Raw genomic sequence first — 12,157 nt, 5'->3', positions numbered from 1 at the left:
CCCCTGCCGGCATCCCGCCCCCGCCCGCCGTCCGGGTGTTGGGCGAACAGAAGCGGCGGATGGGACGCGTCCGTATCGTGGAGGCATGCAGACCGGCCTCCTCGACTGGGCGTCCACCACCGCGGTGGACCTGCAGCCGGTGCTGCGCACCGTCGCCGTCACCGTCGCGATCGTGTTCGTCATCTACCGGGCCGTGCACTCGAAGTTCTCCCTCGGCACGATCGTCGTCTCCGCGCTCGCGGCCGGCATCTTCGTCTGGCTCGTCTTCAACGTCGACCAGCTCAGCGACACCATCGGCGAGGACCTCCCCGGCGGGACGTCCACCTCCGCGCCCGGCTGACGGCTCTCCGCCCACTGGTAAGGGGAGGTGCGTACCAGTACGTGTGCCGTGCATCACGCGCCACCGATCATGGATCGGGGTCGCACGTGGGAATCGGGCCTGCGTGGCCACAGTCGCCGGAAATGGTCCGGATGTGGTCCAGACGAGCACCCGGCCGGCGTCGTTAGGCTCCGCGCAAATCCACCCGATGGATGCCGTACGCGACACACGGAGGGCCGGCCTGTGCAGTACGTATTCGACTTCACCGAGGGCAGCAAGGACCAGCGCGACCTACTGGGCGGCAAGGGCGCCAACCTCGCCGAGATGACGTCACTGGGGCTCCCCGTCCCGCCGGGCTTCACCATCAGCACCGAGGCCTGCCGCACGTACCTGGCCACCGGGCGTGAGCCGGACGGCCTCACCGACGAGGTCGACCGGCACCTGGCCGCCCTGGAGGCCGGGATGGGCAAGCGGCTCGGCGACGCGGCCGACCCGCTGCTGGTGTCGGTGCGCTCCGGGGCCAAGTTCTCGATGCCCGGGATGATGGACACCGTCCTCAACGTCGGCCTCACCGACACCTCGGTCGCCGGGCTGGCCGCCGTCGCCGGCGACGAGCGGTTCGCCTGGGACTCCTACCGGCGGCTGGTGCAGATGTTCGGCAAGACGGTGCTCGGCGTCGACGGCGAGCGCTTCGACGAGGCGCTGGAGAACCGCAAGAAGGACAGCGGCGCCGAGTCCGACGTCGACCTCACCGTCGAGGACCTGCGGGAGCTCGTCGCCGAGTTCAAGAACATCGTCCGGGCCGACAGCGGCAGCGAGTTCCCGCAGGACCCGCGCACCCAGCTCGATCTCGCCGTCCGCGCCGTCTTCGACTCGTGGCACACCGAGCGGGCCCGCATCTACCGCCGTCAGGAGCGCATCCCCGACGACCTCGGCACGGCCGTGAACATCGTCGCGATGGTGTTCGGGAACCTCGGGCCGGACTCCGGCACCGGCGTCGCGTTCACCCGCGACCCCGCGACCGGCGAGCAGGGCGTCTACGGCGACTACCTGCCGAACGCACAGGGCGAGGACGTCGTCGCCGGCATCCGCAACACGCTGCCGCTGGCCGAGCTGGAACGGCTGGACAAGACCTCCTACGGCCAGCTGCTCGACATCATGGAGACGCTGGAGAAGCACTACCTGGACCTCTGCGACATCGAGTTCACCATCGAGCGCGGCAAGCTCTGGATGCTGCAGACCCGGGTCGGCAAGCGGACGGCGGCCGCGGCGTTCCGGATCGCCGGCCAGCTGGTGGACGAGGGGCTCATCGACGAGGACGAGGCGCTCTCGCGGGTCACCGGCGCGCAGCTCGCGCAGCTGATGTTCCCGCAGTTCGACCCGGCCGCCGCACGGACGCCGATCGCCCGCGGCATGGCCGCCAGCCCCGGCGCCGCCGTCGGCAAGGCGGCGTTCGACTCCGCCACGGCCGTCGAGTGGGCACAGCAGGGCGACGACGTCATCCTCGTCCGGCGTGAGACCAACCCCGACGACCTGCGCGGCATGGTCGCCTCGCGCGGCGTCCTGACCTCGCGCGGCGGCAAGACGTCGCACGCCGCGGTCGTCGCGCGCGGCATGGGCCGCACCTGCGTCGTCGGCGTCGAGGCGCTGCGGGTCGACCCGCGGGCGCGCGAGTTCAGCACGCCCGACGGCGTCCGCGTGGCCGAGGGCGACGTGATCTCCATCGACGGCGGCACCGGCGAGGTGTTCCTCGGCGCCGTGCCGGTGGTGCCGTCGGCGGTGGTGGACGCGCTGTACGGGTCCGAGCCGGCGCCGTCGGCTCCGGCATCGGGGGAGCGGGCCGACGTCGCCCGGCAGGAGGTCGTCGCCGCCGTCCTGCGGACCATGCGCCACGCCGACGCCCGCCGCCGGATGGAGGTGCGGGCCAACGCCGACACCGGCGAGGACGCCCGCCGGGCGCGTGACCTCGGCGCCGCCGGGATCGGGCTGTGCCGCACCGAGCACATGTTCCTCGGCGCCAGGCGCAAGATCGTCGAGCACGTCATCCTGGCCCGCACCCCGGAGCAGCGCGACGCGGGCCTGGACGAGCTGCGGCCGCTGCAGCGCGCCGACTTCACCGAGATCCTGGAGGCGATGGACGGGCACCCGGTGACGATCCGGCTGCTCGACCCGCCGCTGCACGAGTTCCTGCCCGACCTCACCGATCTGTCGGTCCGGGTCGCCGTCGCGGAGGCGACCGGTTCGCCCGACGCCGAGGCCGCCGCCCTGCTCGCCGAGGTGCAGCGGCTGCACGAGCAGAACCCGATGCTCGGCATGCGCGGCGTGCGGCTCGGGCTGGTCGTGCCGGGGCTGTTCCAGCTGCAGGTGCGCGCGATCGCCGAGGCGGCCGCCGAGCTGCTGGGCCGCGGGCTGGACCCGCGGCCGCAGATCATGGTCCCGCTGGTCGCCGCCGTCCAGGAGCTGGAGGCGATCCGCGACATGGCCGAGGCGACGGTGGCCGAGGTCGCCGCCGAGACCGGGACCGAGCTGCGGTTCCCGATCGGCACGATGATCGAGCTGCCGCGGGCGGCGATGACAGCCCACGCGATCGCCGAGGCGGCCGAGTTCTTCTCCTTCGGCACCAACGACCTCACCCAGACCACCTGGGGCTTCTCCCGCGACGATGTCGAGGCGACGTTCTTCCCGGCCTACCTCGAACGCGGCGTCTTCGGCGTCAGCCCGTTCGAGTCCATCGACGCCGACGGCGTCGGCCGGCTGGTGTCGATCGCCGCCTGGGAGGGCAAGGAGACCCGCCACGACCTGGAGCTGGGCGTCTGCGGCGAGCACGGCGGCGACCCCGCCTCGATCCACTTCTTCGAGTCGATCAAGCTCGACTACGTGTCGTGCTCGCCGTTCCGCGTGCCCGTCGCGCGTCTGGAGGCGGGTCGTGCGGCGCTGGCCACGGAGGGCAGCGACAGCCGCTGAGAACGGACGGGCGGGGCGCATTGTGACCGAGTCGGCTGATCCGATAGCCTCCAGCCCGATTGAGTCGAATTTGCGCGTCTTAATACTTGAGGGGCACCATGCGCCGTTTTGCGTACTTTGCTGCCGTTTTGCCTGCCGTGACCATAGGTGCCGCCCTGCTCGGCACCCTTCCCGCCGCCGCCCACCACAACGAGCCCGACCAGATCCTCGACGGCAACGTCCAGTCGTGCAAGGACATCGTCCCCGGTGCCTACTGGGAAGAGACCGACGAGGACGCAACCGACGACGATGTCATCACCCACCCGTGGTTCACTGTCACGATCTCCGACGACCTGCTGTGGCTCGACGTCGTGCTGACCGATACCGGTGAGGCCGCCGACGCCCAGCTGGCGGTCCTGGTCAAGGGTGGCAACCAGACCAACCTGTTCCTTGGCCCAGACCTCACCCACCTGTTCGCTCCGGTGAACGCGTCCGGCATGCCGGCCGAGATCAGCAACTACACCATCTGCAAGATCAAGCCGACGACGCCGACTGAGCCGCCGACGGAACCGCCCACGGAGCCTCCGACGGAGGAGCCCACGGAGCCTCCGACGGAGGAGCCGACCGAGCCTCCGACCGAAGAGCCCACGGAGACCCCCTCGGAGACGCCGTCCGAGACTCCTTCGGACACGCCAAGCGCCACTCCGACGCCGTCGGAGACCCCTGAAGAGCCGGAGCTGCCCGACACCGGTAGCTCGCCGGCCTTGCTGCTCGCCGCCGCTGGCGTGCTGCTACTCGCCGGCCTGCTCGCGCTGCGGCACCGGTTCGTGAAGCCGTAACGATCGCCGACGCCGCCGGGCGAACGACCTCCGTGGTCGTGCGCCCGGCGTGTCGTGCTATGGCGCGTTGCCAGCGGCCACCCGGCTCCGTTATAGTCCGTCTGCCTCCGCAGTGGCCTGTGTCATACAGTGAATAATTGATTTCGACGGGCATCATCGTGCGCCGTACCGCTACCATTGCCGCCGCATGCGCGGCGATCGCCATGGGGACCGCTGTTCCAGCTGGCCGGCCTGCCCGCCCCGGGCGAGACGCTCATCGACGTCGACCCGGGCCAGGACGCCGCCAACGACATCCTCAGTGGTGACGTCTACGGCGACGACGACCAGTTCCTCGACGTCACCCAGCTCGACGACTCGTTCGTCATCACGGCCATCGTCGTGAAGGGCGGGCCGGCGTACACGCTGTACGTCGTCGAGGGCACCGAGTCGCCGTGGACGGAGCTGCACTCGCCGCCGCTGGACAACGGCAACTTCCCGGGGATCAGCCACTGGTTCGCCTGCGGCTACGAGGTCGATGAGCCCACGGAGCCCCCGACCGAGCCGCCGACGGAGCCTCCGACCGAACCGCCGACCGAGCCGCCGACGGAGCCTCCGACCGAGGAGCCGACGGAGACCCCGAGCGAGTCGCCGACCGAGACTCCGACCGTGGAGCCGAGCGAGTCGCCCAGCGAGTCGCCGGGCGGCGAACTGCCCGACACCGGTAGCTCGCCGACCCTGCTGCTCGCGGCCGCCGGTGCGCTGCTGATCGCCGGTCTGCTCGCGCTGCGGTCCCGGTTCGTGAAGCCGTAACACCCGCTCGTCCGGTCGGGCGCTCGGTCCCTGTGGGGCCGGGCGCCCGATCCGTTTCCGGGCCGGCCCGGTCAGTCCGCCAGCAGCTCGCCGGTGATGTCGTCGGCGATCGCCAGGCAGGCGGTCGCGGCCGGCGAGGGCGCGTTGCGGATGCACAGCACGTTCCCCCGCCGGCTGGACCGGAAGTCGTCGACCAGGGTGCCGTCGGCGTCCATCGCCTGCGCGCGGATGCCCGACGGCGCCGGCACGAGGTCGTCGGCGGTGAGCGCGGGCAGGTACTGCCGGGCCGCGGCGGCGAACCGGCGCCGGCTCATCGACCCGTACAGCTCGTTGACCGCCGTGCGCCGGTTGGACCAGGCGAACCGGCGGAAGCCGTGCCAGCGGGCCAGCCGGATCAGCTCGGCCGGGTCGATGTCGCGCTTGCGGTAGCCCTCGCGGGCCAGCGCCAGCACGGCGTTCGGGCCGACCATCACCTCGCCGTCGACCCGCTTGGTCAGGTGCACGCCGAGGAACGGGTAGCGCGGGTCCGGCACGGGGTAGACCAGGCCGTTGACGAGGTGCCGGCGCTCGGGCCGCAGCAGCGCGAACTCGCCCCGGAACGGGACGATGCGCGGGAACGGGTCGTCGCCGGCCAGCCGGGCCAGCCGGTCCGAGTGCAGCCCGGCGCAGACGACGACGCGGTCGAAGGCGAGCGTCTCGCCGGAGGCGCCGGTGATGCGGACCTCGTCGTCGGACTGGCGGAACCGGGTCACCTCGAAGCCGGTGCGCACCGTCGCACCCGCGTCGGTCGCGTCGGCCAGCAGCGCAGTGGCGATCGCGGCGAAGTCGACGATCGCCGTCGTGGGGGAGTGCAGGCCGGCGACGCCGCGCACGTGCGGCTCGAGCTCGGCCAGCCCGTCAGCGTCGAGCATCCGCACACCGGGGACGCCGTTGGCGGCGGCGCGTTCGCGCAGGTCGTCCAGGCGGACGCGCTGGGTCTCGTCCAGGGCGACGATCACCTTGCCGCACTCGTCGTACGTCAGGCCCTTCTCGTCGCAGTAGGCGTGCAGCAGCCCGACCCCGCGGCGGGAGAACCGCGCCTTCGCCGAGCCGGGCGGGTAGTAGATGCCCGCGTGCACGACGCCGCTGTTGCGGCGGGTCTGGTGCCGGGCCGGCTCGGACTCCTTCTCCAGCACGGTGACGGTGGCGGCGTCGGACGAGCGGGCCAGCGCGCGCGCCACCGCGGCGCCGACGATGCCGCCGCCGACGACGGCGAAGTTGGACGGTCCACTCATGGCCACTTCCCCCCGAGGTGACGGTGGCGCCAGGGTACCGAACGCGCCCGGCCGCCGGGCAGCGTAACCTCTGGCGGTGATGAGCGGCTACGACGACGCGGACCGCGAGCGGTGGGCGGCCGAGCCACCGAAGCGGGCGGCTCGCACCGCGTTCGAGCGCGACCGCGCCCGCGTCGTGCACTCCGCGTCGCTGCGCCGGCTGGCGGCCAAGACGCAGGTGGTGGCGCCCGGCAGCGACGACTTCGTCCGCAACCGGCTGACGCACTCGCTGGAGGTCGCGCAGGTCGGCCGCGAGCTGGGCAAGGAGCTGGGCTGCGACCCCGACGTCGTCGACGCCGCCTGCCTCGCGCACGACATCGGGCACCCGCCGTTCGGGCACAACGGCGAGCAGGTGCTGGACGAGATCGCGGCCGGCATCGGCGGGTTCGAGGGCAACGCGCAGACGTTGCGGCTGCTGACCCGGCTGGAGGCGAAGGCGGCCCACCCCGACGGCCGGTCCGCCGGGCTCAACCTCACCCGTGCCAGCCTCGACGCGTCGACGAAGTACCCGTGGCGCCGTGGCGAGCGCGACGGCGGCAAGTTCGGCGTCTACGACGACGACGCCGAGGTGTTCGGCTGGCTCCGCGACGGGGCGCCTGACGAAAGGCGCTGTCTCGAGGCGCAGGTCATGGACTTCTCCGACGACGTCGCCTACTGCGTGCACGACGTCGAGGACGCGATCGTCGGCGGCTGGCTGCAGCCGGGGTCGCGCCTCGGCGACGCCGACGAGCGGGAGCGGGTCGCGGTGCTGACGCGTGACTGGTACCTGCCCGACGCGGCGGCCGACGAGGTCACCGAGGCGCTGGACCGGCTGCGCGCGCTGCCGTACTGGGTCGCGGCCTACGACGGGCGGCTGCGGTCGCTGGCGGCGTTGAAGGACATGACCAGCCAGCTGATCGGCCGTTTCTGCGACGCCGCCGAACGGGCGACGCACGCGGCCTACGGCGGCGGGCAGCTCACCCGGTACGCCGCCGACCTCGTCGTGCCGCGGCCGACCCGGGTCGAGGTGGCCGTGCTCAAGGGCCTGGCCGCCGTCTACGTCATGACGGCGTCGGACCGGGCGCCGATCTACGCCCGGCAACGGGAGCTGATCGAGGAGCTCGTGTCGGCGCTGCGGCTGCGGGCGCCGGGGTCGCTGGAGCCGGCCTTCCAGGAGTCGTGGGCGGGCGCCGCTGACGACGCCGCGCGGCTGCGGGTGATCGTCGACCAGGTCGCCTCCCTCACCGACGACTCCGCCGTCGCCCTGCACGCGCAGCTCACCCGCTGAGCCGCCCGCCCGGCCGTGCCGGGCGGCGGGCTGCCGGCCGTCATTCGGCCTGGCAGTGCGGGCACCAGACCGTCGTGCGGCCGCCGAGCCGGGTGCGCCGCAGCGGCGTCCCGCAGCGCGGGCAGGCCCCGTTGCGGTCGTCGCGGTGTCCGGTGAGCCAGTCGTCCCAGCCGGGCACGCGACCCACGCGCGACGACCGTCGCAGGACGATGGTCATCGTGCGGTGCAGGCGGCGGCGATCGGCGTCGGTGAGGTCCCGGGTGCCGCGGCGCGGGTGGACACGGGCCCGCCAGAGGATCTCGTCGGCCAGCAGGTTGCCCAGCCCGGCCACGACGCCCTGGTCCGTCAGCGCCGGTTTGAGCGTGCGTTGGCGGCGCGCGAGGCGCGCTCCGAGCTCGGCGGGGTTGATGTGCGCGGCGTCCGGCCCGAGGTCGCGCAGCAGTGAGCCGACGCCGTCGTCGTCGGGCATCAGCCGGATGCCCTGCAGCTTGCGCAGGTCGCGGTAGCGCAGCTCGCGGGCCCCGCAGCGGATGACGACGCGGTCGTGCGGGTGCCGCTCGGTATCGCCGTCGACCCAGGTCAGCGAGCCGGTCATGCCGAAGTGGAAGACGACGCTCGGCTCGTCGCGGCGGTGCCGGGGCCCGGCGCGGACCGGTCCGATCAGCCACTTGCCGTGCCGTCTCGGGGTGGCGAACACGGTCCCGGTGAGCGCGTCGCGCAGCTCGGCCGCGTCGACGCCGCGGAGCACGCCGGGGTCCAGCACCTCGACGTGCTCGATCGGGGCGCCGGCCGCTCGGCGCAGCACGCGGCGGAACGCTTCGACGTCCGGAAGCTCGGGCATGCCCTGCTCATACCCAGGACGGCCGGTCACATGGGCCGGGAACGGGCGGCGGACGTAGACTCTGCGCGTGGCAGGTCGAATCCGGGACGAGGACATCGCGGCCATCCGCGAGCGCGCCAGGATCGACGTCATCGTCGGCGAGTACGTCGCGCTGCGCAATGCCGGCGGTGGGTCGCTCAAGGGTCTGTGCCCGTTCCACGACGAGAAGTCGCCGTCGTTCCATGTCACCCCGGCCCGCGGATTCTTCCACTGCCTGGCCGGGGAGACCGAGGTGCTCACCTGGGACGGCCCCCGGCCGATTCGTGAGCTGGCGGGCGGCACACATCGCGTCCTCAACCGCCATGCCGACTGGGTCGATGCCCCGTTCAAGTCATACGGCGTCCAGCCGCTGCTCAAGATCACGCTGACCCGAAATCGTCAGGTCAAGGAGATCTTCGCCACCGACGAACATCGATGGTTCGTCCGTGCGGGTGCCACGCTGAAGTCCACCCGCGAGGTGCTGACCAAGGACCTGCGCCCGGGCGCGAAACTTGCCTACACCTACCCGCGATCGCGCATCGCCCGTACCACGCCGTCACCGTTTGGAATCGCGCATGGCATCACGTTCGGCGACGGAACCCGCAATGGGACCGGCTCGATGGCTCTGCTGTGCCCACCCAAAGATCTGGCTTTGCTCAAATGGTTCCCCAACAGCCATACGAGCGCCTCCGGACCCAACATCTTGGTCCATCATCTGCCGCGCTTCTTCAAGGAGCTTCCGAGCCTGGACGAGTCGAAGCCGTATCTCTACGGCTGGCTCGCGGGCTACTTCGCCGCGGACGGCTGCGTGGCATCCGACGGCACGGTCATCCTGAACTCGGCACGTCGCGAGCATCTCGAATTCGTGCGCACGCTGTGCACACGATTGGGAATCGGTACATTCGGCATTACCAAGCAGAGTCGTCGAGGCTTCGAAGGTCGTGACCCCAGCGATCTCTACAGGGTCCATCTCGTCAACGAGGACCTCACTGAGGAGTTCTTCCTCCTCGACGAGCACAAGCAGCGTTTTGTCTCGGCACACAAGAAGTACACCCGCCGAGGCTGGGTCGTTCAGTCAGTAGAGGCGACCGATCGAGTCGAGGAAGTATTCTGCGCCGAGGTCGAGGACGGCCACGCTTTCGTCCTCGCTGACAACATCCTCACCGGGAACTGTTTCGGCTGCTCCGAGGGCGGCGACGTCATCAGCTTCGTGCAGAAGATCGACCAGTTGTCGTTCACCGAGGCGATCGAGCGGCTGGCCGACAAGGTCGGGATGCAGCTGCGCTACGACGAGACCGGGACCGGGCCGGGCCCGCGGCAGAACCGTGAGCAGCGCACCCGGCTGGTCGAGGCGCACCGGGCGGCGGCGGAGTACTACGCCGAGGCGCTGGTGGCGTCGCCGGAGGCCGTGGCCGGGCGGCAGTTCCTCGACGAGCGCGGGTTCGACCACGCCGCCGCCGAGCGCTTCGGCGTCGGCTACGCACCGCAGGGCGGCGACGTGCTGCGCAAGCACCTGCGGCAGAAGGGGTTCACCGACCACGAGCTGATCACCGCGGGCCTCGTCGCGCAGGGCCGGAACGCGCCGTACGACCGGTTCCGCGGCCGGCTGGTCTGGCCCATCCACGACCTCATGGGCGACGTCGTCGGGTTCGGCGCCCGCCGCCTCTTCGACGACGACCGCATCGAGGCCAAGTACCTCAACACCCCCGAGACGCCGATCTACAAGAAGAGCCACGTCCTCTACGGCGTCGACCTCGCCAAGAAGGACATCGCCCGCACCTCCCAGGCCGTCGTCGTCGAGGGCTACACCGACGTCATGGCGTGCCACCTGGCCGGCATCACCACCGCCGTCGCCACCTGCGGGACGGCGTTCGGCGAGGACCACGCGCGCATCCTGCGCCGGCTGCTGCGCGATCAGGACGAGTACCGCGGCCAGGTCATCTTCACCTTCGACGGCGACGCCGCCGGGCAGAAGGCGGCGCTGCGCGCGTTCGAGGGCGACCAGCGCTTCGTCGGGCAGACCTACGTCGCGATCGATCCGGACGGCCTCGACCCGTGCGAGCGGCGGCAGACCTCCGGCGACCCCGGGGTGCGGGAGCTGGTCGCGCGGCACCGGCCGCTGTTCGAGTTCGCCATCCGCACGATGATCGACGAGTACGACCTCGACAACGCCGAGGGCCGGGCGCACGCGCTGGACCGGGCGATCCCGTTCATCGCCCGGATCCGCGACCGCGCCGTCCGCGACCAGTACGCCGTGCGCCTCTCCGGCTGGGTCGGCCCGCCGCTGGGCCACTCGGAGAACTGGGAACGCGACGTCGTCGCCCGGGTCCGTGGCGCCGCCGGGGTGCCGGACCGCCGCGGCGCCGGCAGTGCCGGCCGCCGCGGCGCCGGTGCCGCCGCTGTGCCACCCGGGCAGCAGGCGCTCGGCGTGCCGTTCCACGGCAACGTCGACCCGCAGACGCTGGAACTGGAGCGCGCTGCGCTGCGGATCGCCGTCCAGCGGCCCGCCCTCGCCGGCCCGACGTTCGACGATCTGGGGCCGGAGGCGTTCCTGTCGCCGGCCTACCGCAGCGTGCGCGAGAGCGTCGCCAAGGCCGGCGGCTGCGCCACCCAGGCCGGTGGCCACGAGTGGGTCGAGGCCGTCCTCGCCGTCGCCCCCGACGAGTCTGCCCGCCACATCGTCACCCAGCTCGCCGTCGAGGCCATGCCGGTCGACGAGGGCGCCGTCCAGCGCTACGCCGGCTCGGTCGTCCTGCGCCTGCACGAGGTGTGGGTGTCGCGCCAGCTGGTGGCGTTGAAGGCCAAGCTCCAGCGCACCGACCCGTCGGCGCAGGTCGAGGTCTACAACCGGCTGTTCGGCGAGCTGATGGCACTGGAGAAGCACCGCCGCGACCTGCGCGAACGCGGCATCGGCGCGACCGGCTGACCCTGCGTGGCGCCCGCGGCCGGCGCCGCCCGGAATCGGGGAATGCGCCGGGACCCGTTGACGCTTCAACCATCATGAGCGAACCCCGGGACGAGGCGACCACGACCGACGAGGCTCCGAGTGGGCTGATCGTGCTCGGTGACGCCGGCGCCGCGGATGCCGGCGAGTGCGCCGACGGTTTCTGCGCGCTCTGAGCGCGCCGGCGCCGGAACCACGACAACGCGAGGAGAACGCCAGAATGCTGGTCGAGGTGTGGTCGGATTTCGTCTGCCCGTGGTGCTACATCGGCAAGCGGCGGCTGGAGACCGCGCTCGGCCGGTTCGAGCACGCCGGCGACGTCGAGATCGTGTGGCGGAGCTTCCAGCTGGACCCGTCCACGCCGCCCGGCGCCGACGGCCCGGTGTCGGAGAGCCTGCGGACGAAGTACGGCGTCAGCGCCGAGCAGGTCGTCCAGATGAACGAGCGGGTCACGACGCTGGCCGCGGCCGAGGGCCTGGACTACCACCTCGACACCGCCAGGGTGGCGAACACGTTCGGCGCGCACCGGGTGGCGCACCTGGCCCGCGAGCACGGCGTCGGGCCGGAGCTGCACGAGCGGCTGATGCGCGCCCATCTCATCGAGTCCGTGCACCTCGGCACGCCCGAGAACGTCGTCCGGCTGGCGGCCGAGGTCGGCGTGCCGGCCGACGAGGCGCGACGGGTGCTCGACGGCGACGACTACGCGGACGACGTGCGGGCCGAGATCGACCTGGCCCGGCAGTTCGGCGCCAGCGGCGTGCCGTTCTTCGTCATGGGCCGGACGCACGGGGTGTCGGGCGCGCAGCCGGTCGAGGTGTTCGACGGCGCGCTGGCCGAGGCCTACCGCCGCGCGGTCGCCGCGACCGCCTGAGCCGATCCCGCCG

Annotated in this window: 9 protein-coding genes; 7 read left to right on the top strand and 2 right to left on the bottom strand. The window is 72.1% G+C overall.

Translation table 11 applies throughout. From position 1 onward, the window contains the following. The first annotated feature begins 85 nt into the window (after window positions 1–85). The 4 genes from C1I92_RS23035 to C1I92_RS23020 all read left to right on the top strand — a co-directional run bounded on the left by C1I92_RS23035 (window position 86) and on the right by C1I92_RS23020 (window position 4,890). Window positions 86–340 carry a hypothetical protein gene (locus C1I92_RS23035; protein ID WP_111256996.1) on the top strand — a complete coding sequence of 85 codons (255 nt, stop codon included), beginning with the start codon at window positions 86–88 and terminating at the stop codon, window positions 338–340. 222 nt (window positions 341–562) lie between these two features. Further along, on the top strand, window positions 563–3,283 hold the full coding sequence (ppdK, locus tag C1I92_RS23030) for a pyruvate, phosphate dikinase (protein ID WP_111256995.1): 2,721 nt from the start codon (window positions 563–565) through the stop codon (window positions 3,281–3,283). Between the two features lie 98 nt (window positions 3,284–3,381). After that, window positions 3,382–4,101: an LPXTG cell wall anchor domain-containing protein gene (locus C1I92_RS23025; protein WP_111256994.1), complete on the top strand. Its 720-nt coding sequence runs from the start codon at window positions 3,382–3,384 to the stop codon at window positions 4,099–4,101. A gap of 177 nt (window positions 4,102–4,278) precedes the next feature. Then, window positions 4,279–4,890, top strand: coding sequence for an LPXTG cell wall anchor domain-containing protein (locus C1I92_RS23020; protein ID WP_111256993.1), 612 nt, complete (start codon window positions 4,279–4,281; stop codon window positions 4,888–4,890). A gap of 71 nt (window positions 4,891–4,961) precedes the next feature. Here C1I92_RS23020 and lhgD read toward each other — a convergent pair whose 3' ends face one another. Beyond that, window positions 4,962–6,164 carry an L-2-hydroxyglutarate dehydrogenase gene (gene lhgD / locus C1I92_RS23015; protein WP_111256992.1) on the bottom strand — a complete coding sequence of 401 codons (1,203 nt, stop codon included), beginning with the start codon at window positions 6,162–6,164 and terminating at the stop codon, window positions 4,962–4,964. Between the two features lie 79 nt (window positions 6,165–6,243). Here lhgD and C1I92_RS23010 point away from each other — a divergent pair, with 79 nt between their 5' ends. Beyond that, entirely contained in the window at window positions 6,244–7,470 is a 1,227-nt protein-coding gene (locus C1I92_RS23010; RefSeq protein WP_111256997.1) for a deoxyguanosinetriphosphate triphosphohydrolase, read from the top strand. Between the two features lie 40 nt (window positions 7,471–7,510). Here C1I92_RS23010 and C1I92_RS23005 read toward each other — a convergent pair whose 3' ends face one another. Further along, window positions 7,511–8,311: an Fpg/Nei family DNA glycosylase gene (locus tag C1I92_RS23005; RefSeq protein ID WP_111256991.1), complete on the bottom strand. Its 801-nt coding sequence runs from the start codon at window positions 8,309–8,311 to the stop codon at window positions 7,511–7,513. Window positions 8,312–8,378: 67 nt separating this feature from the next. Here C1I92_RS23005 and dnaG point away from each other — a divergent pair, with 67 nt between their 5' ends. Together dnaG and C1I92_RS22995 are read left to right on the top strand one after the other, a co-directional pair. Then, on the top strand, window positions 8,379–11,255 hold the full coding sequence (dnaG, locus tag C1I92_RS23000; RefSeq protein ID WP_111256990.1) for a DNA primase: 2,877 nt from the start codon (window positions 8,379–8,381) through the stop codon (window positions 11,253–11,255). A 238-nt stretch (window positions 11,256–11,493) separates the two neighbouring features. Further along, window positions 11,494–12,144, top strand: coding sequence for a DsbA family oxidoreductase (locus tag C1I92_RS22995; RefSeq protein WP_111256989.1), 651 nt, complete (start codon window positions 11,494–11,496; stop codon window positions 12,142–12,144). The last annotated feature ends 13 nt before the right edge of the window (window positions 12,145–12,157 follow it).

Source organism: Jiangella anatolica (assembly GCF_003236295.1).
GTDB lineage: Bacteria > Actinomycetota > Actinomycetes > Jiangellales > Jiangellaceae > Jiangella > Jiangella anatolica.
This window is presented reverse-complemented; position numbering and strand designations above follow the sequence as displayed.